Source organism: Micrococcus sp. HOU01 (assembly GCF_035609305.1).
GTDB classification, from domain to species: Bacteria; Actinomycetota; Actinomycetes; order Actinomycetales; family Micrococcaceae; genus Micrococcus; species Micrococcus luteus.
The window spans coordinates 1,658,487-1,684,514 of record NZ_CP141211.1 but is presented as its reverse complement, the minus strand read 5'-3'; the positions used below and the strand labels follow the sequence as shown (position 1 = coordinate 1,684,514).

The following is a 26,028-nucleotide window of genomic DNA, read 5'->3' as shown; positions in this document are numbered from 1 at the left end:
GGAGTCATCCGTGGTCAAGTCCACCGCAGAGAACCTCAGCCCGACCCGCGTCAAGCTGACCGTCGAGGTGCCGTTCGAGGAGGTGAAGCCCGCCCTGGACAAGGCGTTCAAGGACATCGCCAACCAGGTGCAGATCCCGGGCTTCCGCAAGGGCAAGATCCCGGCGCGTCTGATCGAGCAGCGCTTCGGCCGCGAGATCGTCGTGGACCAGGCCGTCAACGAGGGCCTGAACACCTGGTTCTCCGCCGCCATCGCCGAGGCCGAGCTCACCCCGATCTCCCGCCCCGAGGTCGACGTGACCACCACCCCGGACGCGGAGAACGCCGAGGGCCCGGTGGCCTTCACCGCGGAGTTCGACGTGCGCCCGACCATCGAGCTGCCCGACTACAAGGGCCTCAAGGTGACGGTGGAGCCCGCCCAGGCCACCGAGGAGGACGAGCAGAAGGCCCTCGACGCCCTGCGCTCGCGCTTCGGCTCCCTCAAGGACGTGGACCGCCCGGCCGCGCAGGACAACTTCGTCACGATGAACCTGACCGCCACGGTCGACGGCGAGCAGGTCGACCAGGCCGAGGGCCTGTCCTACCAGGTGGGCGCCGGCACCATGCTCGAGGGCATCGACGAGGCCCTCGACGGCCTGTCCGCCGGCGAGGACGCCACCTTCGAGACCACGCTCAACGGCGGCGAGCACGACGGCGAGACCGCCGTGGTCAAGCTGGAGCTGACGGCCGTCAAGGAGCGCGAGCTGCCCGAGGCCGACGACGAGTTCGCCCAGCTGGCCTCCGAGTTCGACACCATCGCCGAGCTCAAGGAGGACCTGAAGAAGCAGGCCGCCGAGGAGGCCGTGAACCGCCAGGGCGTCGAGGCCCGCGACAAGGTCCTCGAGGAGCTGGCCAAGCTCGTCGAGGTCCCGGTGCCGGACGGCGTCATCGCCGAGCAGGTCGAGCAGCACTTCTCCGCCGGCGGCCACACCGCGGGCGACGACCACGACACCGCCGAGCACCGTGCCGAGCTCGAGCAGAACACCCGCGAGGCGTTCGCCAACGAGGTCATCCTGGACGAGGTCGCCGAGGCCGAGGAGGTCACGGTCGACCAGGGTGAGCTGATCGAGTACATCATCGCCACCTCCTCCGAGTACGGCATGGACCCGAACCAGTTCGCCATGATGCTCGACCAGGGCGGGCAGATCCCGATGATCATGGGCGAGGTCCGCCGCCGCAAGGCCCTGGCCAAGGTCCTCGAGTACGCCGAGGTCACCGACACCGACGGCAAGGCCGTGGACCTCACGGCGTTCGTGACCCCGGGCGGCCAGGAGGCCCTCGACGCCGAGTCGACCGAGGCCGACGACGCCGAGGCGGCCGAGCAGGCCTGATATCGGCCGGCGGGGGCACACCCCCGCCGAGCCGCGACGACGGCGCCCCCGCCCACGCCGGCGGGGGCGCCGTCGTCGTCCCGAGGTCACGGTGGGCGGCCCCGGGCGGGGGCCGCGACAACCTGCGCCAACAGCGAAACGCCGACGGCGTCCCGCGCGCTGGCCCGGACGCCCGGCTAGTGTCGGACTCAATCAGGGACCCGTCCGTCCGCGCGAGCGGCCGCCGTTCGGGAGGCCCGTGGACATCTCGACAGGAAGGCGGAAGTGATGACCGACATCACCCCCAGCATGCGTTCGGTGGACCCGGCGCAGCGCGAGGATTTCCTCTACACCCAGCTGCTGAAGTCGCGCATCGTCTGGCTGGGCGAGGACGTCCGTGACGACAACGCCAACGCGATCTGCTCCCAGCTGCTCCTGCTCTCGGCCGAGGACCCGGAGAAGGACATCTACCTGTACATCAACTCCCCGGGCGGCTCCGTCACCGCGGGCATGGCGATCTACGACACCATGCAGTACATCCCCAACGACGTCGTGACGGTGGCCACCGGCCTCGCCGCGTCCATGGGCCAGTTCCTGCTCGCCTCGGGCACCAAGGGCAAGCGCTACGCCACCCCCCACGCCCGCGTGCTGATGCACCAGCCCTCCGGCGGCATCGGCGGCACCGAGTCGGACATCCGCATCCAGGCCCAGCTGATCCTGCACATGAAGCAGGTGATGGCGGAGCTGACCGCCGAGCAGACGGGCCAGTCCGTGGAGACCATCCTCGAGGACAACGCGCGTGACAAGTGGTTCACCGCGCAGGAGGCCCTCGAGTACGGCTTCATCGACCACATCGCCGACCGTGCCGCGTCCGTGACCGGCGGCGGCGGCGTCCGGGGCTGAGCCCTGCCCGGACCGTCCCGACCCTCTCCAGGAGACCAAGAATGACCCAGTTCCCCGCCGGGCTCCCCACCGGGATGCCCTCCCTGCCCACGCCGGACGCGCGCTACATCCTCCCGCAGTTCGAGGAGCGCACCCCCTACGGCTTCAAGCGTCAGGACCCCTACGCCAAGCTCTTCGAGGACCGCATCGTCTTCCTCGGCGCGCAGGTGGACGACGCGTCGGCCGACGACGTGATGGCCCAGCTGCTCGTGCTCGAGGCGATGGACTCCGAGCGTGACATCACCCTGTACATCAACTCGCCGGGCGGCTCGTTCACGGCCATGACGGCGATCTACGACACCATGCAGTTCATCCGCCCCGAGGTGCAGACCGTGTGCCTGGGCCAGGCCGCCTCCGCCGCGGCCGTGCTGCTGGCCGCGGGCGCCCCCGGCAAGCGTCTGGCGCTGCCCAACGCGCGCGTGCTGATCCACCAGCCGGCGATGCAGGGCGACCGCGGCACCGCCACGGACCTGGAGATCCACGCCCAGGAGATCAACCGGATGCGCGTGTGGATGGAGGAGACGCTGGCCTCCCTCACCAACCGCACGCCCGAGGAGGTCTCGCAGGACATCGACCGGGACAAGTTCCTCTCGGCCGAGCAGGCCCTCGAGTACGGCCTTGTGGACGAGGTCCTCGCCTCCCGCAAGATCACCCGTCCGTCCGCCTGACCGACGGCGCCCGTCGAGGGGCCCGGCCGCGCGGCCGGGCCCCTCGATGCCGACCGGGGACCCGGTCCCTTAACGTGTCCGTCCACGGTCGTATGCTGGACGGAATCTGACAGCGACGCCGCCCGCGCGGGGCGGACGTCTCCGCCCGGCCCTCGAGGAGTACCACCATGGCGCGTATCGGAGAGAGCGCTGACCTGCTGAAATGCTCGTTCTGCGGGAAGAGCCAGAAGCAGGTGCGCAAGCTCATCGCCGGCCCGGGTGTCTACATCTGCGACGAGTGCATCGAGCTGTGCAACGAGATCATCGAGGAGGAGCTCGGCGAGGCGGCGGAGGCGGACGAGACCGTCCTGCCCACCCCGCAGGAGATCTTCGACCACCTCGAGAGCTTCGTGATCGGCCAGGAGGCGGCCAAGCGTTCCCTCGCCGTCGCCGTGTACAACCACTACAAGCGCGTGCGCGGGCCGCAGGCGCGGGGCGGTGACCTGGCCGACCGCCTCACCGAGCGGGACGACCTCGCGGACGTCGAGGTCGGCAAGTCGAACATCCTCATGGTCGGCCCCACCGGCTCCGGCAAGACGTATCTCGCGCAGACCCTCGCCCGGCGGCTCAACGTCCCGTTCGCGGTCGCGGACGCCACCAGCCTCACCGAGGCCGGCTATGTGGGCGAGGACGTGGAGAACATCCTCCTCAAGCTCATCCAGGCTGCGGACTACGACGTGAAGAAGGCCGAGCAGGGCATCATCTACATCGACGAGATCGACAAGATCTCACGGAAGTCCGAGAACCCCTCCATCACCCGGGACGTCTCCGGCGAGGGCGTGCAGCAGGCCCTGCTGAAGATCCTCGAGGGCGCGGTGGCGTCGGTGCCGCCGCAGGGCGGGCGCAAGCACCCCCACCAGGAGTTCCTGCAGATCGACACGTCCAACGTGCTGTTCATCGTGGCGGGCGCGTTCGCGGGCCTGGACGAGATCATCGGTTCCCGTGCCGGACGCAAGGGCATCGGGTTCGGCGCGCCCCTGAACCACCTGGGCGCGGGGGACGTCACCTACGCGGACGTGCGGCCGGAGGACCTGCTGAAGTTCGGCCTCATCCCCGAGTTCATCGGCCGCCTGCCCGTGATCACCACTGTCGAGGACCTCACGCACGAACAGCTCGTGCGGGTGCTGACCGAACCGAGGAACGCCCTGCTCAAGCAGTACCAGAAGATGTTCCTCATGGACGGCGTGGAGCTCGAGTTCGAGCAGGACGCCCTGGACGCCGTCGTCGCCCAGGCCGAGGCCCGCGGCACCGGCGCCCGCGGCCTGCGCTCCATCATGGAGAACGTCCTCAAGCCCGTGATGTTCGAGCTGCCCTCCCGTTCGGATGTGGGCACGGTCGTCATCTCCGGGGACGTGGTGCGCGGCGAGGCCGAGCCCACGCTCATCCCGGCCGAGGTGGAACGACGTCGACGCGGCCGGAGCGCCTGACCGCCGTCGCCCAGCAGGACCGACCGGAGCCGAGACGGCTCCCTGACCGCAAGGAGCACAGCATGACCGACACCACGCAGCAGCCCACCGTCGACTTCTACTTCGACGCCACGTGCCCGTTCGCCTGGATCACCTCCCGGTGGATCCTGGAGGTCCAGAAGGTGCGCGACGTGCGGGTGGTCTTCAAGATCATGTCGCTCGCCGTCCTGAACGAGGGCCGCGACCTGGACCCCGACTACCTGGCCCGCCTCGAGAAGGCCTGGCTGCCGGCCCGCGCCGCCGTGCAGGTGCGCGAGCGGCACGGTGCCGAGGCGCTCGGCCCGTGGTACACCGCGGTCGGCACCCGCATCCACGAGCAGGGCCGCACGGACTACGAGGCCGTGGTGGCCGAGGCCCTCGAGGAGCTGGGCCACGACGCGGACATCCTGGACGCCGCCCGCACCGACGTGGCCGACGAGCAGCTGCGCGCCAGCCAGAAGGAGGCGGAGGACCTCGTGGGCAACGACGTCGGCACGCCCGTCGTGGCGTTCAACGGCACGGCCTTCTTCGGTCCCGTGATGACCCGCATCCCGCGCGGCGAGGAGGCGGGCCGCATCTTCGACGGCGCCGTCGCCCTGGCCGACTTCCCGTACTTCTACGAGATCAAGCGGGCCCGCACCACGGATCCGCAGTTCGACTGAGCCCCCGGCTCGCACGAGACCGGCCCCACACCTTCAGCGCGAAGGTGTGGGGCCGGCGTCGTCGGGGTGCGGGGCGGCGGGGGTCAGCTGCGCGCCACTCTGCCGGCCGCGCGGATCAGGGGGACCTGCAGGGGCAGCCGCCCGAGGGAGACCAGTTGCGCCGGCCAGGGCCGGCGTCGCCACCGCCAGGCCATCCACGCATTGCCGGGCCACACGCCGAGGAAGAGCGCCTGCGCGGCGCGTCCGCCCGCGCGCCGGGTGCGCGGGACGGCCAGCAGACCCGCCACGGCCAGCTCGGCCACGCCGGAGCCGTGGGTCCACGCGCGGGCCGAGCCGGGCAGGAACGGCGGGATCAGCCCGTCGAAGGGCTCGGGTCGGACGAAGTGGAGCACGCCCATGGCGGCGAGGGCGGCGGACATCCGCCGGGCGGAGGAGTCGCAGGCGCGGCGGCCGGCCGGGGCGGGATCGGGTGTCGGTCTCATCCTCTCAGTGTCCACCCCTGCCGCGGTGACCGCACTGCGACATGCGGCAGGAGCACGACCGGGAGGTGCACCACGACACCCCCGGGAGGGCCGCCTCCCGACGAACTCCGATCCGGCGGCGGACTGTCCGACGCGTGCTGTGCCCTACCGGATCCGGGCCACGAACATCCCACGCTGACGGGCAGACTCGGGCCCGCGGCACGGACGCGACGACGGCCCCGCCGCCCGTGATGGGCGACGGGGCCGTCGTCGTGCCGCGTGTGCTCCCGAGACACCGTCCGGGAGCGCGCGGCGGGGATCAGTCGTCCTCGGCCGGTGCGAGCTGCACGTCGGAGACGGTCAGCGGCGCGGACTCGCCGGCCTCGCCCTGCGTGAGGGACAGGTCCGCGATGTTGCCGGCCGCCTTGAGGTCCGCCAGGCCGCCGCGCAGCTTCTCGAGCCAGTCGGCCGGCCCGGTCACCACGGCGGAGCGCACCTCGGTCCGCTGCTTCACCTTGGCCTCGGACTTCGCCTTGCGGACGCCGCCCAGGACCTGCGCCACGGTGGGCAGGACCTCGGCGTCGCCGCCGGAGGCGGCGAAGGACAGGGCCGCCACCTCGTCCGCGGCGCCCGGCCACGCGGCGGTGTGCACGGAGCCGGCGCGCCACCAGCTCCACACCTCCTCGGTGGCGAACGGCTGGAACGGGGCCAGCAGACGCAGCAGGGCGTCCAGGGTGGTGGCCAGCGTGGTCACCACAGAGGCCTGCTCGGCCTCGCCGTGGCCGCCGTAGGCACGGTCCTTCACGAGCTCCACGTAGTCGTCCGTGAAGGCCCAGAAGAACTGCTCGGTCACGTTGAGAGCCCGTGCGTAGTCGTAGGCCTCGAACGCGCGGGTCGCCTGCTCCACGGTGGCCGCGAGGCGCGCCAGCAGGGAGGCGTCCAGCGGGTTGGTGACGGCCGCGGCGTCGTCGGCCGTGCGGATGACGGCGTCCTGCGTGGCGCCCAGGTTCAGCACGAACTTGGCGGCGTTGAGCAGCTTGATGGCCAGGCGGCGGCCGATCTTCATCTGCGCCACCTCGTAGGCGGTGTCCGCGCCGAGGCGGGCCGAGGCGGCCCAGTAGCGGACGGCGTCCGAGCCGAACTGGTCCAGGATGTCGGTCGGGACCACCACGTTGCCCTTGGACTTGGACATCTTCTTGCGGTCCGGGTCGAGGATCCAGCCGGAGAGCGCGGTGTCCGTCCACGGCACGGAGCCGTTGAGGGCGTGGGCGCGCACCACGGTGGAGAACAGCCAGGTGCGGATGATGTCGTGGCCCTGCGGGCGCAGGTCGAACGGGAAGACGTTGTTGAAGAACGCCTCGTCACGGGACCAGCGGCCCACGATCTGCGGGGTCAGCGAGGAGGTGGCCCAGGTGTCCAGGACGTCCGGGTCGCCGGTGAAGCCGCCGGGGACGTCGCGCTGGTCCTCGGAGTAGCCCGGGGCGGCCTCGGCGGCCGGGTCCACGGGGAGCTGCTCGTCGGCCGGGAGGATCGGGTTCTCATAGTCGGGCTCACCCTCCGCGTCCAGCGGGTACCAGACCGGGATCGGCACCCCGAAGAAGCGCTGGCGGGAGACGAGCCAGTCACCGTTGAGGCCCTCGACCCAGTTCTCGTAGCGGTGGCGCATGTGCTCCGGGTGCCAGGAGAGCTCGCGGCCGCGCTCGATCAGCTCCGCGCGGCGGTCGGCGTCGCGGCCGCCGTTGCGGATGTACCACTGGCGGGAGGTGACGACCTCGAGCGGCTTGTCGCCCTTCTCGTAGAAGTTCACGGCGTGCATGATCTTCTTCGGCTCTCCGTCCAGCAGGCCGGCCGCGGTGAGGGCGTCCACCACACCCTGCTTGGCGGAGAACACGGTCTTGCCGGCCACGGTGTCCGCATAGGCCTGTCGGCCGGCGTCCGTGGTGATCCACTCGGGGGTGTCGGCGGCGAAGCGGCCGTCACGGCCGATCAGGGTGCGGGTCGGCAGCTGCAGCTCGCGCCACCAGGTGACGTCGTTGAGGTCGCCGAAGGTGCAGACCATGGCGATGCCGGAGCCCTTGTCCGGCTTGGCCAGCGGGTGCGGGAAGACCTCGACCTCCACGCCGTACAGCGGGGAGGTGACGGTCGTGCCGAACAGGTGCTGGTAGCGCTCGTCGTCCGGGTGGGCGACCAGGCCGGAGCAGGAGGCCAGCAGCTCGGGGCGGGTGGTCTCGATGAAGACCTGCTCGCCGTCCGCAGCGGTGAAGGCGTAGCGGTGGTAGGCGCCGGGGACCTCGCGGTCCTCGAGCTCGGCCTGGGCCACGGCGGTGCGGAAGGTCACGTCCCACATGGTGGGGGCCTCGGCCAGGTAGGCGTCGCCCGAGGCGATGCCGGCCAGGAAGGCGCGCTGGGAGACGGCGCGGGAGACGTCGTCGATGGTCCGGTAGGTCATGTCCCAGTCGACGGACAGGCCGAGACGGGTGAAGAGGTCCTCGAAGACCTTCTCGTCCTCGACGGCGAGCTCCTCGCAGAGCTCGATGAAGTTCTTGCGGGAGATCACGTCCCAGTCGCGCTGGTTCTTCGCCGGCTTCTCCGGCGGGCGGTAGCCCTCCACGTACGGCTTGGCGGGGTCGCAGCGGACGCCGTAGTAGTTCTGCACGCGGCGCTCGGTGGGCAGGCCGTTGTCGTCCCAGCCCATCGGGTAGAACACGTTCTTGCCGTTCATGCGCTGGTAGCGGGCGAGCACGTCGGTCTGCGTGTAGGAGAAGACGTGGCCCACGTGCAGCGAGCCGGAGGCGGTCGGCGGGGGAGTGTCGATCGAGTAGACCTGCTTGCGGGTGGTCTGCGTGTCGAACGCGTAGGTGCGCTCGTCGGCCCAGCGGGCGGTCAGCTTCTCCTCGAGGCCCTCGAGGGCCGGCTTGTCCGGCACGGCCACGGCGCCGGCGGCGGGGGTGGACGGGGTCGATGCGTCGATGGGCGTGTCTGTGCCCTGCGTGTTCTCAGCCATGCCCGCCATCCTCCCATGACCGGGGCGGCGGGCCGGGCCTGCGACGACGCCCGGGACGTCCCGCCCTTTCAGTCGCTCGACCTGGCGGAGGTGATCCGGGCGGTGCTCCGAACGGCGCGGCTCGGCTACGGTCGGAGGCGTGAGCCACACCCATGAACCTGCGAAGAACCCCGCCCGCGCCGCCGTCGTGACGGGGGCCACGAGCGGCATCGGCCGCGCCACGGCCCTCGAGCTCGCCCGCCGCGGCTGGCGCGTGTACGCGGTCGGCCGCCGGGCCGAGCGCCTCGAGACCCTCGCTGCCGACGCCCGGGCCGAGGGCGTGAGCGGCGACGTCGTCCCCGCCGCCCTGGACGTCACGGACGAGGCCGCCGTCGCCGCGCTGGCCTCGCGCGTCGAGGCCGACGGCGGCGCCGACACCCTCGTCAACATCGCCGGCGGCGCGCTCGGCACGGACGCGGTGGGCGACGGCGACCGCGCCGACTGGGAGTGGATGTACCGCGTCAACGTGCTCGGCACCCTTACGATGTGCCAGGCGTTCCTGCCCATGCTCCGCGCCCACGGCGAGGGCACCGTGCTCAACCTGACCTCGACCGCCGCCGTCACCGCCTACGAGGGCGGCGCCGGCTACAACGCCGCGAAGATGGGCCAGCACGGGCTCACCGGCGCGCTGCGCCTGGAGGAGGCCGAGCACAACGTGCGGGTGATCGAGGTGCTGCCGGGCATGGTCCACACCGAGGAGTTCTCCCGCAACCGCCTGGGCGGCGACCAGTCCGCCGCGGACGCCGTGTATGCGGGCGTGGAGAAGCCGCTCACCGCCGAGGACGTCGCCGAGGTGTGCGTCCACGCCGTCGAGCTGCCCCACCACGTGAACCTGGATCAGATCGTGATGCGGCCGGTCGCCCAGGCCGCCCAGCACAAGGTGATCCGCCGGTGAGCGGCGGGCCGCAGAACGTGTGGGCCGACGCGGTGGGCTCGGCATGAGCGCGCCCGTGCTGCACGTGATCGCCTGCGCCCACGGCACGCACGACGCGGCCGGCCGCGACGTGATCGACGGCCTCCGTGCCGACCTGGCGGCCCTCCTGGCCGCCGAGGGGCCGGGCGCCCAGGTCCACGAGGCCTACGTGGACGTGCAGAGCCCCTCCCTCGACGAGGTCGTGGCGGCCCTGCCCCCGGGGGAGCCGGCCGTGATCGTGCCGCTGCTGCTGTCCCTGGGCCATCACGTCCACCACGACATCCACCACGCCGCAGCCGCCCGACCCGGCACGATCGCCGCCGCACCGCTGGCCGGGGCCGGGGACGACGTCGAGCCGCGCCTGGTGACCGTTCTGGCCGAGCGGGTGGCCCGGGCGGTGCCGGCCGGTGAGGCCGCGACATCGGACGTCATCCTGGCGGCGGCCGGCACCCGCGCCGCGGACGGCCAGGCCCAGGTGCACGCCCTGGCCGGGGCCCTGGCCCGGGCCACGGGACTGCCCGTGACCGCGGCGTTCGGGGCGGCGGCGACCCCCCGTGTGCCCGACGCCGTCGCCCGGGTGCACGCCGCCGGCCGTCGCGCCGTGGTGGCCGCCCACCTGCTGGCCCCCGGGTACTTCCACGACCGGCTCGGCGAGGCCGGCGCGGACGCGGTCACCGACCCCCTGCTGCCGCATCCGCTGGTGGCGCGGATCGCCCTGGACCGGCTGCGGTCCGCCCTCGTAGAGGCCCCGAGGGGAGCCGCCGGAGGCCGCTGAGCCGTCCGTCACACGACCGGGGCCGGACCGGGTCCCCGCCGCGGCCCGGCCCCGGGAACGTGACGAACCGCGTCGACGATCTTGGGGCCGGCATGCCGGGTTCCTAGCGTGGCGGCCATGACCCAGGTGAACGAGACGTCGAGGCCGGCGCGCACTCCGCGCCGTCCCTCCGCCAAGCCGCACGGCCAGTGGAAGGTGGACGGGACCGCCCCCCTGAACCACAACGAGGAGTTCAAGCAGCAGGACGACGGCCTGAACGTCCGCGAGCGCATCGAGCAGGTCTACGCCCACGAGGGCTTCGACTCGATCCCCTCGGACGACCTGCACGGCCGCTTCCGCTGGTGGGCCTGTACACCCAGCGTCGGCAGGGGATCGACGGCGGCAAGACCGCCACCCTGGAGCCCCACGAACTCGAGGACCGCTACTTCATGCTGCGCGTGCGCATCGACGGCGGCGACCTCACCACCGAGCAGCTGCGCGTGATCGGCGGGATCTCCACCGACTTCGGCCGTGACACCGCGGACATCACCGACCGGCAGAACGTCCAGCTGCACTGGATCCGCGTCGAGGACGTCCCCGAGATCTGGCGGCGCCTGGAGTCCGTGGGCCTGTCCACCACCGAGGCCTGCGGCGACGTGCCGCGCGTGATCCTCGGCTCACCGGTGGCCGGGATCGCCGCGGACGAGATCATCGACCCCACGCCCGTGATCCGGGAGATCGCGGACCGCTGGATCGGCGACCTCGAGATCTCCAACCTGCCCCGCAAGTTCAAGACCGCCATCACCGGACACCCCTCCCAGGACGTGGTCCACGAGATCAACGACGTCTCCCTGATCGGCGTGGTGCACCCCGAGCTGGGCCCCGGTTACGACCTGTGGGTCGGCGGCGGCCTGTCCACGAAGGCCCGCCTGGCCGACCGGATCGGTGCCTTCGTCTCGGCCGAGCGCGCCCCCGAGGTGTGGCACGCCGTCGTGAGCATCTTCCGTGACTACGGCTACCGGCGCCTGCGCAACAAGGCCCGCATGAAGTACCTGCTCGAGGACTGGGGGCCGGAGAGGTTCCGCACCGTGCTGGAGGAGGAGTACCTCGGCTACGCCCTGCCCGACGGACCCGCCCCGGCCCCGCCCACCCGTCCCGGCGACCACGTGGGGGTCCACGAGCAGAAGGACGGCCGCTTCTACATCGGCGCCGCCCCCGTCGTCGGACGCTCCAGCGGCACCACCCTCACCGCCCTCGCGGACCTGCTCGAGGCCCACGGCTCCACGCGGCTGCGCACCACCCCCCACCAGAAGATCGTGGTGCTGGACGTGGAGCGGGACCGGGTGGACGCCGTCGTGGCCGGCTTGAAGGAGCTGGGACTGGACCCGGAGCCGTCCGTATTCCGCCGCTCCACCATCGCCTGCACGGGCCTGGAGTTCTGCAAGCTCGCCATCGTGGACACGAAGGACACCGCCACCGCCGCGATCGCCCAGCTCGAGGAGCGCCTGGCCGACCTCGCCGACCGCCTCCCCGAGCGGCTGAGCCTGCATGTGAACGGCTGCCCCAACTCCTGCGCCCGCATCCAGACCGCGGACATCGGCCTGAAGGGCCAGCTGCTCCCGGACGACGACGGCGGCCAGACGCCCGGCTTCCAGGTTCACCTGGGCGGCGGGCTGGCCTCCGTGGACCGCGCCGAGGCCGGCCTCGGACGCAGCGTCCGCGGCTTGAAGGTCCGCGCGGACGGGCTGGTCGACTACGTCGAGCGCGTCGTCCGCCGGTACGACGAGCAGCGTGAGCCGGGCGAGACCTTCGCCCGGTGGGCGCACCGAGTCGACGAGGAGGCCCTCCGATGAGCACCGTTCCCCCCACCCGTCCGACCGAGGACCTCGAGCGCCTGCAGGCGCTCGCGGAGTCCGGCGCCGCCGAGCTCGGCTGGGACGCCCCCGCCGAGGCGGTGGTCGACTGGGCCGCCCGCCATGTGGACCTCCGCCGGGCGGCCGTGGCCTGCTCCATGGCCGACGCCGTCCTGCCGCACCTGGTGGCGCAGCGGATGCCCGGCGTGGACGTCCTCTTCCTGGACACCGGCTACCACTTCACCGAGACGCTCGCGACGCGCGACGAGGTGGCCCGCCGCCTCGCCGTCACCGTGGTGGACGTGCTCCCGGAGCTGACCGTGGCCGAGCAGGACGAGCGCCACGGCAAGGACCTGTTCGCCCGCGACCCGGGGCTGTGCTGCGCGATGCGCAAGGTCGAGCCCCTCAACCGGGCGCTGGCCGGATACAACCTGTGGTTCACCGGCGTCCGCCGGGACGAGGCGCCGACGCGCACGAACACCCCGCTGGTGGGCTGGGACGAGGCCCACGGCATGGTCAAGGTCAACCCCGTCGCCCCGTGGAGCTTCGACGACCTGGTCGGCTACGCCACGGACCACGACGTGCCCGTGAACCTGCTCCTGCAGAACGGCTACCCCTCGATCGGCTGCCGCCCCTGCACCCGCCCCGTCGCCCCCGGGGAGGACCCCCGTGCCGGGCGCTGGGCCGGGACCGCGAAGACCGAGTGCGGCATCCACGTCTGAGCGCCGCACCCGAGACAGACCAAGGAGACACGATGACCCTCACCCATGCCCCCGACCCGGGGACCGTGAGCCCCGCCGGGCCCGACGTCCAGGACGCCCTGGAGGCCGAGGCGATCCACATCATCCGCGAGGTGGTGGCCGAGTTCGAGCGCCCCGCCATGCTCTTCTCGGGCGGCAAGGACTCCGTGGTGATGCTCCACCTGGCCGCGAAGGCCTTCTGGCCGGGGAGGATCCCCTTCCCGGTGGTCCACGTGGACACCGGCCACAACTTCCCCGAGGTCCTCGAGTTCCGCGACCGCACGGTGGAGCGGCTCGGCCTGCGGCTCGTGGTGGGCTCCGTGCAGGAGTACATCGACCGCGGCGAGCTGCGTGAGCGCGCCGACGGCACCCGCAACACCCTGCAGACCACCCCCCTGCTGGACACGATCCGGACCAACCGGTTCGACGCCGTCTTCGGGGGAGGCCGCCGTGACGAGGACAAGGCGCGGGCCAAGGAGCGGATCATCAGCCTGCGGGACGCGTTCGGCCAGTGGGACCCGCGCAACCAGCGCCCCGAGCTGTGGAACCTCTACAACGGCCGTCACACCCCCGGCCAGCACGTCCGCGCGTTCCCCATCAGCAACTGGACCGAGCTGGACGTGTGGCGGTACATCGCCCGCGAGGGCATCGAGCTGCCCTCCATCTACTACGCGCACGAGCGGGAGGTCTTCCGCCGCGACGGCATGTGGCGCGCCGTGGGGGAGCACTCCCGCCCGGCCGAGGGCGAGGAGGTCACCACGCGGACGGTGCGCTACCGCACGGTGGGCGACATGTCCTGCACCGGCGCCGTCCTCTCGGAGGCCGCCACCGTCGAGGACGTCGTGCTCGAGGTCGCCGCCTCCACCCTGACCGAACGCGGGGCCACCCGCGCCGACGACCGCATCTCCGAGGCGGCCATGGAAGATCGCAAGAAGGACGGGTACTTCTGATGAGCACCGCACTGCTGGACCGGCACGCCCCCGCCGGGACCCTGTTCCGCCTGGCCACGGCCGGCTCGGTCGACGACGGCAAGTCCACCCTCGTGGGCCGCCTCCTGCACGACTCCAAGGCCGTCCTGGCCGACCAGCTCGAGGCCGTGGCCCGCACCTCCGCCGAGCGCGGCTTCGGCGGTGCCGAGGGCGGGCTGGACCTGGCGCTGCTGACCGACGGCCTGCGCGCCGAGCGGGAGCAGGGGATCACGATCGACGTCGCGTACCGGTACTTCGCCACGGACCGGCGCACCTTCGTGCTGGCCGACTGCCCCGGGCACGTGCAGTACACCCGGAACACCGTCACGGGCGCCTCGACGGCCGATGCGGTCGTGCTGCTCGTGGACGCCCGCAAGGGCGTGGTGGAGCAGACCCGGCGCCACCTCAGCGTGGTGGCCCTGCTGCGGGTGCCGCACGTGATCGTCGCCGTCAACAAGATCGATCTCGTGGACTACGCCGAGGAGGTCTTCACCGCGATCGCCGAGGACGTCCGGCGCGTGGCCCGGGAGCTCGGCCTCTCCGACGCGGTGAGCGTCCCGGTGTCCGCCCTGCAGGGCGACAACGTGGTCACCCGCTCCGAGCGGACGGACTGGTACACCGGCCCCACGCTCATGGAGCTGCTCGAGTCCCTGCCCGGGGCGGACGCCGAGGACGACGCCGCCGCCTCCTTCCGCTTCCCGGTGCAGCTCGTGGTGCGCCCCCAGGGCGCCCTGGCCCCCGGCCTCGACCCCGAGGTGTTCCGCGACTACCGCGGCTACGCCGGGCAGGTGGTCGCGGGCACCGTCCGGCCCGGGGACGCCGTCGCCGTCCTCACCCCGGGGCAGCCGGCGCGCACCACCACCGTGGTGGGCGTGGACGCCGCCGGGGAATCCCTCGAGGAGGCCTCCTCCCCGCAGTCGGTGGTCCTGCGCCTGGCCGACGAGGTGGACGTGGCCCGCGGGGACACGATCGCCGCCGCGGACACCGCCCCGCGCCCCACCGCGGAGGTGGCCGCCGCGCTGTGCTGGCTCTCCGCCGCACCGCTGCGCGTCGGGCAGCAGGTCCTCGTCAAGCACGGCACCGCCGTCGTCCGGGCGCTCGTCCAGGAGGTGGCCGGTCGGCTCGACCTCGACACCCTGCGGCTCGACCCGGCCGAGACCCTCGGGCTCAACGACATCGGACAGGTGCGCCTGCACCTGGCCGCGCCGCTGCCCGTGGAGCCCTACGCCGTGCATCGGCGCACCGGGGCGTTCCTCGTGATCGACCCCCACGACGGGGCCACGCTCGCCGCCGGCATGGTGCGCGGCGGCGACGAGGCCTGATCCGGATGACGACGGCGCGACGGGAGCGGTCATGACGGTGGTGATGGAGGACGTGGGCAAGAGCTTCGGCGGGCCCACGCCCGTGCTGGAGGACGTCTCCGTGCGGATCGAGCCGGGCGAGTTCGTCTGCCTGCTCGGTGCGTCCGGGTGCGGCAAGTCCACCCTGCTGAACCTCGTCGCCCGGCTCGAGGCGCCCACCGCGGGCGTCGTCAAGACCCCCCGGGAGGGGGCCGCGTTCATGTTCCAGGACGCCGCCCTCTTCCCGTGGCTCACCGCCCGCGGCAACATCGAGCTCGCCCTCCGCTTCGCCGGTGTGGCCGCGGGGGAGCGTCGGGAGCGTGCCGGGGAGCTGCTGCGCCTCGTCCACCTCGACGACGCCGCCGACCTGCGACCCCACCAGCTCTCCGGCGGCATGCGCCAGCGCGTCGCCCTGGCCCGGGCCCTCGCCCAGGACCGCCCCCTGCTGCTCATGGACGAGCCGTTCGCGGCCTTGGACGCGATCACCCGCGACCTGCTGCATGGGGAGCTCGAGCGCGTGTGGCGGCAGACCGGTCGGACGGTCGTGTTCGTCACCCACAACGTGGCCGAGGCCGTCCGCCTCGGCCAGCGGGTGCTGCTGCTGTCCTCACGTCCGGGTCGCGTCGTCGCCGAATGGGACGTGCCCGCGGCCGCCCGCCACGACGCGCCCGCCGCGGCCGCCCTCACGGCCGCCATCACCGCCCGACTCGGTCAGGAGATCCGTCGCCATGCGCACTGACACCCCCACCCTCGACGCCCCCGGCCGCGCGCCGGGGGCCGCCACCGACGACGAGCTGCGCGAGCTCGACAGCGGCCTCGACGCGCTCCAGGCCGTCGACTCGACCCGTCGGACGGGTCTGGCCGGGTGGGACTGGAGCCGGGTCCTGCTCCCGGTGGCCGCCGTCGTCCTGCTCGTGGCGATCTGGCAGGCCTTCGCGTGGCTGGCCGGTGCGCGCGGTGAGCCGATCACCGGTCCCGGCGACGTCGTCGGGGCCTTCGGGACGCTGTGGGCCCAGGGCCTCGTCCAGCAGGCAGTGGCGACGTCGGTGGGCCGCGCCGTCGTCGGCTTCGCACTCGCCGTGGTCGTCGGCGTCGGGCTGGGCCTGGTGCTCGGACAGGTCAGCGTCCTGCGGCGGGCGTTCGGCCCGCTGCTCACGGCCCTGATGGTGCTGCCGAACGTGGCCTGGGTGCCGCTCGCGGTGCTGTGGTTCGGCCTCAGCGACGCCACCGCGTACTTCGTGATGCTCACCGGCGCCGTCCCCGCCGTGGTCGCCGGCCTCACCACCGGCACGGACCAGGTGCCGCCGCAGCTGCGTCGCGCGGCCCGGGTGCTGGGCGCCTCGCGTCTCGAGACCGCCCTGCTGGTGGTCCTCCCGGCCGCCCTGCCCGCCTTCGTCTCCGGCCTGCGCCAGGGCTGGGCCTTCGCGTGGCGAGGCCTCATGGCCGCCGAGATCATCGCCGTCGGCGGGCCCATGGGCGTGGGACTCGGGACCCTGCTCCACGAGGGACGTGCCGCGTCCGACCTCGCCGTCGTCCTCTGCGCCGTCCTGACCATCCTGGCCGTCGGCGTCCTCGTCGAACTGGCCGTATTCGGCCCCGTCGAGCGGCGCATGCTGCGCCGCCGGGGGCTGCTGGAAGGGAGCACGCGATGACCGCGTCCGATCTGTACCCCACCTCCCTGCGTCTGCTCGGCCGGCCCGTCCTGATGGTGGGCGGCGGGCGCGTGGCCGGCCGCCGCATGGGCGCCCTCCTCGACGCCGGCGCGCTCGTCACCGTGGTGGCCCCGGAGCCGGGGGAGGAGGTGGAGCGGCTCGCGGCGTCCGGCCTGATCACCCTGCACCGCCGCCCCTACCGCCCGTCCGACCTCGACGGGGTCTGGTTCGCCCAGACCGCCACCGGCGACCGGGCCGTGGACGGGGCCGTGGCCTCCGACGCCGAGGCCCGCCGCGTCTGGTGCGTCGACGCCTCCGATGCCGAGTCCTCCGCCGCCTGGACGCCCGCCGTCGTCCGGGCCGGGGACGTGACCGTGGCCGTCAACGCCGGGGGAGACCCTCGCCGCGCCCGCGCCCTGAAGGATGCGATCACCCTCGCCCTGTCGACGGGGCGGCTGCCGCTGCGCCGGCGGCGCGCGTCCGCCGAGCCCGGCCGCGTGGCCCTCGTCGGCGGCGGCCCCGGCGACTCCGGGCTCATCACCGTGCGCGGCCGACAGCTGCTCGCGGAGGCCGACGTGGTGGTCGCCGACCGGCTGGGCCCGCGCGCCCTCCTGGCCGAGCTGGACCCGGCGGTGCCCGTGATCGAGGTCGGCAAGGCCCCCGGGAACCACCTGGCCACGCAGGACGAGATCAACGCCGTCCTGGTCCGGGAGGCCCGGGCCGGCCGCCTCGTCGTCCGGCTCAAGGGCGGCGACCCGTACGTGCTCGGCCGCGGCGGCGAGGAGGCAGCGCACTGCCGCGCCCATGGCGTCGACGTCGAGGTGGTCCCCGGTGTCACGAGCGCCGTCTCGGTGCCCGCCGCCGCGGGGATCCCGGTCACCCATCGCGGCGTCGCCACCGGCTTGACGCTGGTGACCGGCCACGAAGAGCTGGCCGAAGTGCCCACCCGGGCCGACCACACGCTCGTCCTGCTGATGGGCGTGCGCCGGCTCGCGGACACCGCGCGCCGACTGACGGAGCGCGGCCTCGACGGCGCGACGCCCGTGGCGATCATCGAGCGCGGCTGGATGCCGGACCAGCGGGTCACCGTGGGCACGGTGGAGACCATCGCCGCGCAGGCGGCCGCCGTCGGTGTGGAGAACCCCGCCGTGATCGTCGTGGGCGACGTCGTGCGCCTGAGCCCCTACGCCACCGGCGCGCCTGCAGCCGGTGTCCCTGCCCCGATCTTGACCCTGAACCCGACCTCCGAAGGAGCACGAGCATGACCCTGACCCCCTCGAGGCCTGACCGCCCGTTGCGCATCGCCATCATCGGTGCCGGACCCGCCGGGGTGTACACGGCGGACATCCTGACCAAGGAGGAACGGGACTTCCGTGTCAGCATCGACCTGTTCGACCGGTACCCGGCCCCGTTCGGCCTGATCCGCTACGGGGTGGCCCCGGACCATCCGCGCATCAAGGGCATCGTCACCGCGCTGCACAAGGTCATGGACCGCGGGGACATCCGTTTCCTGGGGAATGTGGACTACGGCACGGACCTGAGCCTGGCGGATCTGCGTCGGCATTACGACGCGATCGTGTTCTCCACCGGTGCGGTGCGGGACGCTGCCCTGGACGTGCCGGGGGTGGAGTTGGCCGGCTCGTTCGGTGGCGCGGACTTCGCGTCCTGGTATGACGGGCACCCGGATGTGCCGCGGCATTGGCCGTTGGAGGCCACGCAGGTGGCGGTGATCGGCAACGGGAACGTGGCCCTGGATGTGGCCCGGATCCTGTCCAAGCATGCCGAGGACCTGTTGCCCACCGAGATCCCGGACAACGTGTACCGGGATCTGGCCGCTTCCCCGGTCACGGATGTGCACGTGTTCGGCCGGCGTGGGCCGGCGCAGGTGAAGTTCACCCCGTTGGAGCTGCGGGAGCTGGCGCATTCCCGGGATGTGGACATCGTGTTGTACGAGGAGGACTTCGACTTCGATGAGGCCTCGGAGAAGGCGATCGAGGAGAACAATCAGGTCCGCACCATGGTGGGCACGTTGACGAACTGGCTCATGGAGCAGGAGGACCGTCAGCAGAGCGCCTCGCGTCGGCTGCACCTGCATTTCCTCCAGGCCCCGGAGGAGTTCCTGGACGAGGACGGCGACGGCCGGGTGGACGGCCTGCGGATGCGCCGGATGGAGTTGGACGGTTCCGGTGGGGTCCGTCCGACGGGGGAGACCGTGGACTACCCGGTGCAGGCGGTGTACCGGGCGGTGGGGTATTTCGGTTCGCCCGTGGAGGGGGTGGAGTTCGATGAGGTGCGCGGTGTGATCCCGAACGCGCAGGGCCGCGTGCTCGACGCGGACGGCGCCCCCGTCCCCGGCCTGTATGCCTCCGGCTGGATCAAGCGCGGCCCCGTGGGGTTGATCGGGCACACCAAGGGTGACTCCCTGGAGACGATCAAGCATCTGATCGAGGACGAGCCGGGGCTGTGGACGGCCCAGGAGCCCTCCGAGGAGTCGGTGATCGAGCTGCTCGAGTCCCGTGAGGTCCCGTACACCACGTGGGCCGGTTGGCATGCTCTGGATGACCATGAGAAGTCCCTGGGTGCGCAGGCGACGCAGGCCGGTCCGGTGGCGCGGGAGCGGGTGAAGGTCGTGGACCGGGAGGAGATGACCCGCATCTCCCGGGAGAGCGTCCTCCTCGGCGCCGGAGGCTGAGTCCTCCCGTCGGGCGGATTCGCGGCCGCGGCGCGGCCCACCCCTCGCCCGCGCCGCGGCCCGCTCCCTACCGTGGTGCCCATGACCACCTTCGCCGCAGCCGAACGCGCCCGTCTCGCTGACCTCCTGCTCGAGAAGGGCCCCCACGCGCCCACCCTGTGCGGCGGCTGGAGCACCCGCGACCTCGCCGCCCACCTCTGGCTGCGGGAGAGCCGGCCCGACGCCTTCGCCGCCCTGTTCATCCCGCCGCTGTCCCGCCACCTCGACCGCCTGACCGCGGACACCAAGCGCCGCGACTACGCCGAGGTCGTGCGGGAGTGGGCCGCGGGCCCGTCGGCGCTGAACCCTATGCGGGCGGCGGACAGGCACGTGAACGCGGCCGAGCACTTCATCCACCTCGAGGACGTCCGGCGCGGCGAGTCCGCGACCGGCGACTCGCTGCCCGCCCCGCGCCCGTTCTCCCCGGACGAGGAGGACGCCCTCTACCGCTCGCTGCGTCGCATGGCCCCGCTGTTCCTGCGCACGTCCACGGCGCCGGTGGTCCTCCAGGGCCCGGGTCGCGCCCCGGTCACCGTCACCCGTGGGGCCGTGGCGCTGCGGGCGCCCGTCACGGTGACCGGCGAGGTCGGGGAGCTCCTCCTCTGGGCCTCGGGCCGGGACGCCGTGCACGTGGAGGTCGACGGCGACGCGTCGGCGGCCGTGCGCACCGCCCTCTGACGCGCTCCGGCCCCGCGGCCACGGGCCGGCGCAGCGTCCACTACACTGGCGGGCACAGGCGTCGACCCGGCCATCACCGGCGAGCCTCCGGAAGAACGGGCCGCATGGCCCCAGTAGAACCGGACGGGTAAGCCCGTCACAGCAGTCATCAAGCGGCCGGCACCCCGGGGACCTCCCGACGCCGGCAAGCAAGGTGGTACCGCGTCCGCGGCCGGCCGGAGGGTCGGGCCCTTGGGCGTCCTTGCACGGAACCGACGCCCCGGACGCAAAGGACCCCCGTGTACCCCCTCGCCTCCTCCGCCCCTGACGGCCGCACCCCCGCCTCCCCGCGCTTCCCGGAGATCGAGCGCCGCATCCTGGCGTACTGGGACGAGGACGGCACCTTCCAGGCCTCAATCGACCAGCGTCCCGCCCGGAACGAGGACGGCTCGCAGAACGAGTTCGTCTTCTACGACGGCCCGCCCTTCGCCAACGGCCTGCCGCACTACGGCCACCTGCTCACCGGGTACGTCAAGGACCTCGTGGCCCGCTACCAGACGCAGCAGGGCCGCCGCGTGGAGCGCCGCTTCGGCTGGGACACCCACGGCCTGCCCGCCGAGCTCGAGGCGATGAAGCAGCTGGGCATGACGGACAAGTCCGAGATCGAGGCCATGGGCATCGACACGTTCAACGACGCCTGCCGCTCCTCGGTCCTGAAGTACACGGACCAGTGGCAGGACTACGTGACCCGCCAGGCCCGCTGGGTCGACTTCGAGAACGACTACAAGACCCTCACCCCGGACTTCATGGAGTCCGTGATCTGGGCCTTCTCCGAGCTGCACCGCAAGGGCCTGACCTACCGCGGCTTCCGCGTCCTGCCCTACTGCTGGAACGACGAGACCCCGCTGTCCAACCACGAGCTGCGCATGGACGACGACGTCTACAAGATGCGCCAGGACCCCTCGGTCACCGTCACGTTCCCGATCACCGGCCTCCCGGCGGACCCCGCCCTCGTGCCCGACGGCGGCGCCGACGCGGCGCTCGCCGCGCACCTGGCCGGCGTCCACGTCCTGGCCTGGACCACCACGCCCTGGACGCTGCCGACCAACGCGGCCCTCGCCGTCGGCCCCCAGATCCAGTACGCCGTGGTGCCGGCCGGCCCCGAGGGCGCGACCGCGGACGGGGACCGCTTCCTCCTGGCCGTGGACCTGGTGGGCGCCCACGCCAGGGAGCTCGGCTACGCCGATGCCGACGCCGCCCGCGCCGCGGTCACCGAGACGATCCCCGGCGCCCGCCTCGGCGGCCTGGCCTATGCGCCGCTGTTCACGGACGTGTTCGACGCCCACCGCGGGGAGACCTTCACCGTCAACGGCCGTGACCTCGGCGTCGAGGGCGCCCACCGCATCCTCGTGGACGACTACGTCTCCACCGAGGACGGCACCGGCGTGGTCCACCAGGCGCCGGCCTACGGTGAGGACGATCAGCGCGTGTGCGAGGCCAACGGCATCCCCGTGCTGCTCTCCGTGGACTCCGGTGCCCGGTTCCTGCCGCTGTTCGCCCGCGAGGACGTCGGGCGCGGCGACCTGCGCGAGATCGCCGGCGTGCAGGTCTTCGAGGCCAACCGCACGATCATCCGCGCCCTGCGCGCCCTGGGCCGCGTGGCCCGCGAAGCCTCCTACGAGCACTCCTACCCGCACTGCTGGCGGTGCCGCACGCCCCTGATCTACCGCGCGGTGACGTCCTGGTACGTCAAGGTCACCCAGATCAAGGAGCGCATGCTCGAGCTGAACGAGGAGATCACCTGGATCCCCGGCAACGTGAAGCACGGGCAGTTCGGCACGTGGGTCGCCAACGCGCGCGACTGGTCCATCTCCCGCAACCGGTACTGGGGCTCGCCCATCCCGGTGTGGGAGTCCGACCACCCCGACTTCCCCCGCCAGGAGGTCTACGGCTCGCTCGCGGAGATCGAGGAGGCCTTCGGCCGCCTGCCGCGCAACGCCGAGGGCGAGGTGGACCTGCACCGCCCGTGGGTGGACGACCTCACCCGCCCCCACCCGGACCCCGAGGCCGCCGCGGCCGGTGCGGTCATGCGCCGGGTCGAGGACGTGCTGGACGTCTGGTTCGACTCCGGCTCCATGCCGTACGCCCAGGTGCACTACCCGTTCGAGCGCGCGGACTGGTTCCCCACGCACAACCCGGCGGACTTCATCGTGGAGTACATCGGCCAGACGCGCGGCTGGTTCTACACCATGCACATCCTGGCGACCGCCCTGTTCGACCGGCCGGCGTTCTCCCACGTGATCTCGCATGGCATCGTGCTCGGCTCGGACGGGCAGAAGATGTCCAAGTCGCTGCGCAACTACCCGGACGTCACGGAGGTCCTGGACCGCGACGGCGCGGACGCCATGCGCTGGTTCCTCATGGCCAGCCCCATCCTGCGCGGCGGCAACCTGATCGTCACGGAGGAGGGCATCCGTGAGGGCGTCCGCCAGGTGCTGCTGCCGGCGTGGAACGCGTACCACTTCTTCACCCTGTACGCGAACACCGCGCACGACGGCGGCGCCCGCCCCGAGGGGTACCGCGCGCAGGAGCGGCACACCGCCGAGGATCCCCTGGACCAGTACATCCTGGCCGCCACGGGCCGCATGCTGCGGGAGGTCAAGGCCGGCCTGGACGCCTATGAGGTCTCGGACGCCACGGACGCACTGCGCGGCTTCATGGACACGCTGACCAACTGGTACATCCGCCGGTCCCGTGAGCGGTTCTTCGACGAGGACACCGTCGCCTTCGATGTCCTCTACACCGTCCTGGAGGCCTTCACCCGGGCCGCCGCGCCGCTGATGCCGCTGATCGCCGAGGAGATCTGGCGCGGTCTCACGGGCGGCCGCTCGGTCCACCTGACCGACTACCCGGACGCCGACCTGTTCCCCCACGGGCCCGAGGCGGACTCCCTCGTGGCCCGCATGGACGCGGTGCGCCGCATCAGCTCGGCCGGCTCGGCCCTGCGCAAGGGGGCCGGGCGCCGGGTGCGCCTGCCGCTGCCCCGCCTGTCCGTCGTCGTCCCGGACGCGGCGGGCCTCGAGGGCACCTACGCCCGCATCGTGGCGGACGAGCTGAACCTCAAGGACGTCGAGCTCACCGAGCTCTCGGAGGAGGCGATCGCCCGCTACGGCATCGGCACGGAGCTGAAGCTGAACTTCCGCGAGCTCGGCAAGGCGTTCGGCAGGCAGGTGCCGCTCGTGAAGCGGGCGGTCGACGCCGGCGCGTACGAGGAGACGGCCGAGGGCCTGGCGGTCACGCTCGCCGACGGCGAGACCGTGACCCTGGCCCCCGCGCTCTACGAGCTGCGCACCGTCTCCACCGGTGCCCCCGAGGGGACCGCGGTGGGCGTGCTGCCCGGCCCCGCCGGCTTCCTCGTGCTGGACACCGAGGTCTCCGCGGAGCTGGCCGCCGAGGGCACCGCCCGGGATGTGGTCCGCGCCGTCCAGGCGGCCCGCAAGGACGCCGGCCTGGACGTCTCCGACCGCGTGCGCACGCGGATCGAGGGCCCCACCGCCGTCGTGGCGGCGCTCGAGGCCCACCGCGGCCTCGTCGCGGAGGAGACCCTCACGGTGGACCTGGAGCTCGTGGACTCCGGCGCGGCCGACCCGCGCAAGGACCCGGCCGACGACGCCATGAAGACCGTGGCCGTCACCGTCGCGAAGGCGGACGCGTGATGCGCGGGGACGCCCCGGGCACGGTCGAGGAGGTCTACCGGGACCTGCTCGCCCGCGCCCCGGAGAACGCGATGCAGCCGCGGCTCGAGCCGATGCGGCGCGTGCTCGCGCTGCTCGGCGACCCGCAGCACGCGGCCCCGGTGATCCACCTGACCGGCACCAACGGCAAGACGTCCACGGCACGGATGGTCGAGGCCGTCCTGCGCGCGTACGGGCTGCGCACCGGGCGCTACACCTCGCCGCATCTGCAGCGCGTCACGGAGCGGATCAGCATCGACGGCGCCCCGGTGGCCGACGAGACCTTCGTGCGCGTGTGGGGGGAGATCCTCCCGATCGTGCAGACCGTGGACGCGGAGCTCGAGGCCGCGGGCGAGGTCCCGCTGACGTACTTCGAGGCGGTCACCACGCTGGGCTTCGCGGTGTTCGCGGACGAGCCCGTGGAGGTCGTCGTCCTCGAGGTGGGCCTCGGGGGCGTGACGGACGCGACCAACTTCGCGGACGCCGTCGTCTCCGTGGTCACCCCCATCTCCCTGGACCACACGGACCTGCTGGGGGAGACCGAGGCCGAGATCGCCGAGGAGAAGGCCGGCATCATCAAGCCCGGCGGCGCCCTCGTCTCCGCCGCCCAGGAGCGCGACGCCGCCCAGGTGCTGCTCGAGGCCGCGCAGGCGGCCGACGTGCCGTTCCGCTTCGAGGGCGTCGAGTTCGGCGTGCTCGAGCGCTCCCTGGCCGTGGGCGGCCAGCAGGTGTCCGTGCGTGGCCTCGCGGCCGAGTACCGGGACCTGTTCCTGCCGCTGCTCGGGGAGCACCAGGCGCAGAACCTCGCGGTGGCCGTGGCGGCCCTGGAGATGTTCCTGGGCGGCGGCGAGCGACCGCTGGACGAGGAGCTGCTGCGCGAGGGGCTGTCCCAGGTCACCTCGCCCGGCCGGCTCGAGGTGCTGCGCACCGCCCCCACGCTCATCGTGGACGCCGCCCACAACCCGGACGGCGTGCGGGCCACGGCCCGCGCGGTGCAGGAGGCGTTCGGCTTCACCCGCCTCTCGCTGGTCGTCGGGGTCCTCCAGGAGAAGGACGCGCCGGGCATGCTCGCGGCGCTCTACCGGGCGTTCGGCGACGACGTGGAGGACCTCGCGGTGACGCAGTCCTCCTCGGCCCGCGCCATCCCGGCCGGGGAGCTGGCCCGCATGGCCGTCGACGCCGGCTGGCCCGAGGACGACGTGTACGCCACCGAGTCCGTGCCGGACGCCCTCGAGTGGGCGGTCGGCCGCGCGGAGGCCCTCGAGACGAGCGCGGACGAACTGGCCTCCGGCACCGGCGGCGGTGTGCTCGTGCTCGGCTCGATCACCCTGGCCGCCGAGGTCCGCACCCTCGTGGGCGAGCCCCGCCATGCCGGCCCCGTCACCGTGGCCGCCCGCGGCCTCGACCCCGCCGACCTGCTCGACGCCGTCGGGCTGGCGGACGCCGACGAGGACGACCTGGACCCGGAGATCCTCGAGCTGCTCGAGGACCGCGACGACGCCGGCGCCCGCCGCCGGACGGAGGAGGACCGATGAGCCCCGACCAGCCGGAGACCGGAGGCGCCCCGGAGCAGGGGCGCTTCGGCGACGAGTCCTGGCGCCCCGAGCGCGAGACGCGAGCCCAGCGGCAGTGGCGCCCCGGCACTCGTCGGCGCCGCCGCTCCGTGCGCGCCCTGTTCACCTCCACGATCCTCATGCTCGAGGCGGTGCTCATCTTCTTCCTCGGACTCATGCTGTTCGGCATGCACCGGGACGAGCCGGGCGCCTGGTGGTTCGTGGCGGGCTACTCCGCGCTGGCCGTCGTCGCGGTGCTGACCTGCGCCCTGGTGCGCAAGCCCGTCGGCATCGCGATCGGCTGGGCGATCCAGGCCGTCCTGCTGGCCTCCGGCTTCTGGGAGTACTCGATGTTCGTGGTGGGGGCCCTCTTCGCGCTGACGTGGGCGTACGCCGTGATCAAGGGCGGTGCCATGGACGTCGAGAACGCCCAGCGCGACCGCCTCGAGGCCGCCTGGGAGGCCGAGCACGGACGCTGAGTCCCGGGCCCCACTAGGGTGGAGCGGGAACCGGGCCGCGCTCGCG

Annotated in this window: 20 protein-coding genes and 1 pseudogene; 19 read left to right on the top strand and 2 right to left on the bottom strand. The window is 72.8% G+C overall.

What is annotated here, in order from left to right:
* Positions 1 to 10: 10 nt before the first annotated feature.
* The 5 genes from tig (at position 11) to SOY78_RS07660 (ending at position 5,104) form a co-directional block, all read left to right on the top strand.
* Complete coding sequence (gene tig, locus SOY78_RS07680; protein ID WP_324701394.1) at positions 11 to 1,369, top strand: trigger factor; 1,359 nt, start codon at positions 11 to 13, stop codon at positions 1,367 to 1,369.
* A 267-nt stretch (positions 1,370 to 1,636) separates the two neighbouring features.
* Positions 1,637 to 2,251, top strand: coding sequence for a ClpP family protease (locus SOY78_RS07675; RefSeq protein ID WP_169577765.1), 615 nt, complete (start codon positions 1,637 to 1,639; stop codon positions 2,249 to 2,251).
* Positions 2,252 to 2,292: 41 nt separating this feature from the next.
* Positions 2,293 to 2,958 (top strand): ATP-dependent Clp protease proteolytic subunit, encoded by a 666-nt coding sequence (locus SOY78_RS07670; RefSeq protein WP_002855988.1) that lies wholly within the window; start codon positions 2,293 to 2,295, stop codon positions 2,956 to 2,958.
* A gap of 167 nt (positions 2,959 to 3,125) precedes the next feature.
* A complete protein-coding gene (gene clpX, locus SOY78_RS07665; protein ID WP_324701393.1) occupies positions 3,126 to 4,424 on the top strand; it encodes an ATP-dependent Clp protease ATP-binding subunit ClpX in 1,299 nt (432 codons plus the stop codon).
* A gap of 62 nt (positions 4,425 to 4,486) precedes the next feature.
* Positions 4,487 to 5,104, top strand: coding sequence for a DsbA family protein (locus tag SOY78_RS07660; RefSeq protein ID WP_036316880.1), 618 nt, complete (start codon positions 4,487 to 4,489; stop codon positions 5,102 to 5,104).
* A gap of 83 nt (positions 5,105 to 5,187) precedes the next feature.
* Here the strand turns inward: SOY78_RS07660 and SOY78_RS07655 are convergent, their stop codons facing one another.
* Together SOY78_RS07655 and valS are read right to left on the bottom strand one after the other, a co-directional pair.
* Positions 5,188 to 5,523: a membrane protein gene (locus SOY78_RS07655; RefSeq protein WP_036316984.1), complete on the bottom strand. Its 336-nt coding sequence runs from the start codon at positions 5,521 to 5,523 to the stop codon at positions 5,188 to 5,190.
* Between the two features lie 361 nt (positions 5,524 to 5,884).
* Positions 5,885 to 8,569 carry a valine--tRNA ligase gene (gene valS / locus SOY78_RS07650; RefSeq protein ID WP_324701392.1) on the bottom strand — a complete coding sequence of 895 codons (2,685 nt, stop codon included), beginning with the start codon at positions 8,567 to 8,569 and terminating at the stop codon, positions 5,885 to 5,887.
* Between the two features lie 139 nt (positions 8,570 to 8,708).
* Here valS and SOY78_RS07645 point away from each other — a divergent pair, with 139 nt between their 5' ends.
* The 14 genes and pseudogenes from SOY78_RS07645 (at position 8,709) to SOY78_RS07580 (ending at position 25,982) form a co-directional block, all read left to right on the top strand.
* Positions 8,709 to 9,503: an SDR family oxidoreductase gene (locus tag SOY78_RS07645; RefSeq protein ID WP_036316887.1), complete on the top strand. Its 795-nt coding sequence runs from the start codon at positions 8,709 to 8,711 to the stop codon at positions 9,501 to 9,503.
* Positions 9,504 to 9,546: 43 nt separating this feature from the next.
* Positions 9,547 to 10,296, top strand: a complete 750-nt coding sequence (locus SOY78_RS07640; protein WP_036316890.1) for a sirohydrochlorin chelatase — start codon at positions 9,547 to 9,549, stop codon at positions 10,294 to 10,296.
* 117 nt (positions 10,297 to 10,413) lie between these two features.
* A pseudogene (locus SOY78_RS07635) lies at positions 10,414 to 12,128 on the top strand (nitrite/sulfite reductase).
* Positions 12,125 to 12,850, top strand: coding sequence for a phosphoadenylyl-sulfate reductase (locus SOY78_RS07630; protein ID WP_324701391.1), 726 nt, complete (start codon positions 12,125 to 12,127; stop codon positions 12,848 to 12,850). The pseudogene SOY78_RS07635 and the gene SOY78_RS07630 overlap by 4 nt, the downstream one beginning before the upstream one ends.
* A 32-nt stretch (positions 12,851 to 12,882) precedes the next feature.
* Positions 12,883 to 13,818, top strand: a complete 936-nt coding sequence (cysD, locus tag SOY78_RS07625) for a sulfate adenylyltransferase subunit CysD (RefSeq protein WP_002855962.1) — start codon at positions 12,883 to 12,885, stop codon at positions 13,816 to 13,818.
* Positions 13,818 to 15,158: a sulfate adenylyltransferase subunit 1 gene (locus SOY78_RS07620; RefSeq protein WP_036316896.1), complete on the top strand. Its 1,341-nt coding sequence runs from the start codon at positions 13,818 to 13,820 to the stop codon at positions 15,156 to 15,158. The genes cysD and SOY78_RS07620 overlap by 1 nt, the downstream gene beginning before the upstream one ends.
* A 31-nt stretch (positions 15,159 to 15,189) precedes the next feature.
* Positions 15,190 to 15,915 (top strand): ABC transporter ATP-binding protein, encoded by a 726-nt coding sequence (locus SOY78_RS07615; protein ID WP_036316899.1) that lies wholly within the window; start codon positions 15,190 to 15,192, stop codon positions 15,913 to 15,915.
* Positions 15,905 to 16,828 (top strand): ABC transporter permease, encoded by a 924-nt coding sequence (locus SOY78_RS07610; RefSeq protein ID WP_041104780.1) that lies wholly within the window; start codon positions 15,905 to 15,907, stop codon positions 16,826 to 16,828. Before SOY78_RS07615 ends, SOY78_RS07610 begins: the two co-directional genes overlap by 11 nt.
* The gene (cobA, locus tag SOY78_RS07605; RefSeq protein WP_324701390.1) at positions 16,825 to 18,093 is read left to right on the top strand and encodes a uroporphyrinogen-III C-methyltransferase; all 1,269 of its coding nucleotides are present in this window, start codon (positions 16,825 to 16,827) and stop codon (positions 18,091 to 18,093) included. The genes SOY78_RS07610 and cobA overlap by 4 nt, the downstream gene beginning before the upstream one ends.
* A complete protein-coding gene (locus SOY78_RS07600) occupies positions 18,090 to 19,520 on the top strand; it encodes an FAD-dependent oxidoreductase (RefSeq protein WP_123244141.1) in 1,431 nt (476 codons plus the stop codon). The genes cobA and SOY78_RS07600 overlap by 4 nt, the downstream gene beginning before the upstream one ends.
* A gap of 81 nt (positions 19,521 to 19,601) precedes the next feature.
* Entirely contained in the window at positions 19,602 to 20,237 is a 636-nt protein-coding gene (locus SOY78_RS07595; RefSeq protein WP_324701389.1) for a TIGR03085 family metal-binding protein, read from the top strand.
* Between the two features lie 278 nt (positions 20,238 to 20,515).
* Positions 20,516 to 23,932, top strand: coding sequence for an isoleucine--tRNA ligase (ileS, locus tag SOY78_RS07590; protein ID WP_324701388.1), 3,417 nt, complete (start codon positions 20,516 to 20,518; stop codon positions 23,930 to 23,932).
* The gene (locus SOY78_RS07585) at positions 23,932 to 25,485 is read left to right on the top strand and encodes a bifunctional folylpolyglutamate synthase/dihydrofolate synthase (protein ID WP_324701387.1); all 1,554 of its coding nucleotides are present in this window, start codon (positions 23,932 to 23,934) and stop codon (positions 25,483 to 25,485) included. Before ileS ends, SOY78_RS07585 begins: the two co-directional genes overlap by 1 nt.
* Positions 25,482 to 25,982, top strand: a complete 501-nt coding sequence (locus tag SOY78_RS07580) for a DUF4233 domain-containing protein (protein WP_073115421.1) — start codon at positions 25,482 to 25,484, stop codon at positions 25,980 to 25,982. The genes SOY78_RS07585 and SOY78_RS07580 overlap by 4 nt, the downstream gene beginning before the upstream one ends.
* Positions 25,983 to 26,028: the final 46 nt, after the last annotated feature.

What these genes read in the sequence shown, in the direction of transcription:
- SOY78_RS07675 (WP_169577765.1), top strand. Translation starts at nt 1,637, where the DNA reads ATGACCGACATCACCCCCAGCATGCGTTCGGTGGACCCGGCGCAGCGC.
- SOY78_RS07670 (WP_002855988.1), top strand. Translation starts at nt 2,293, where the DNA reads ATGACCCAGTTCCCCGCCGGGCTCCCCACCGGGATGCCCTCCCTGCCC.
- clpX (WP_324701393.1), top strand. Translation starts at nt 3,126, where the DNA reads ATGGCGCGTATCGGAGAGAGCGCTGACCTGCTGAAATGCTCGTTCTGC.
- SOY78_RS07660 (WP_036316880.1), top strand. Translation starts at nt 4,487, where the DNA reads ATGACCGACACCACGCAGCAGCCCACCGTCGACTTCTACTTCGACGCC.
- SOY78_RS07655 (WP_036316984.1), bottom strand. Translation starts at nt 5,523, where the DNA reads ATGTCCGCCGCCCTCGCCGCCATGGGCGTGCTCCACTTCGTCCGACCC.
- valS (WP_324701392.1), bottom strand. Translation starts at nt 8,569, where the DNA reads ATGGCTGAGAACACGCAGGGCACAGACACGCCCATCGACGCATCGACC.
- SOY78_RS07640 (WP_036316890.1), top strand. Translation starts at nt 9,547, where the DNA reads ATGAGCGCGCCCGTGCTGCACGTGATCGCCTGCGCCCACGGCACGCAC.
- SOY78_RS07630 (WP_324701391.1), top strand. Translation starts at nt 12,125, where the DNA reads ATGAGCACCGTTCCCCCCACCCGTCCGACCGAGGACCTCGAGCGCCTG.
- cysD (WP_002855962.1), top strand. Translation starts at nt 12,883, where the DNA reads ATGACCCTCACCCATGCCCCCGACCCGGGGACCGTGAGCCCCGCCGGG.
- SOY78_RS07620 (WP_036316896.1), top strand. Translation starts at nt 13,818, where the DNA reads ATGAGCACCGCACTGCTGGACCGGCACGCCCCCGCCGGGACCCTGTTC.
- SOY78_RS07615 (WP_036316899.1), top strand. Translation starts at nt 15,190, where the DNA reads ATGACGGTGGTGATGGAGGACGTGGGCAAGAGCTTCGGCGGGCCCACG.
- SOY78_RS07610 (WP_041104780.1), top strand. Translation starts at nt 15,905, where the DNA reads ATGCGCACTGACACCCCCACCCTCGACGCCCCCGGCCGCGCGCCGGGG.
- cobA (WP_324701390.1), top strand. Translation starts at nt 16,825, where the DNA reads ATGACCGCGTCCGATCTGTACCCCACCTCCCTGCGTCTGCTCGGCCGG.
- SOY78_RS07600 (WP_123244141.1), top strand. Translation starts at nt 18,090, where the DNA reads ATGACCCTGACCCCCTCGAGGCCTGACCGCCCGTTGCGCATCGCCATC.
- SOY78_RS07595 (WP_324701389.1), top strand. Translation starts at nt 19,602, where the DNA reads ATGACCACCTTCGCCGCAGCCGAACGCGCCCGTCTCGCTGACCTCCTG.
- SOY78_RS07585 (WP_324701387.1), top strand. Translation starts at nt 23,932, where the DNA reads ATGCGCGGGGACGCCCCGGGCACGGTCGAGGAGGTCTACCGGGACCTG.
- SOY78_RS07580 (WP_073115421.1), top strand. Translation starts at nt 25,482, where the DNA reads ATGAGCCCCGACCAGCCGGAGACCGGAGGCGCCCCGGAGCAGGGGCGC.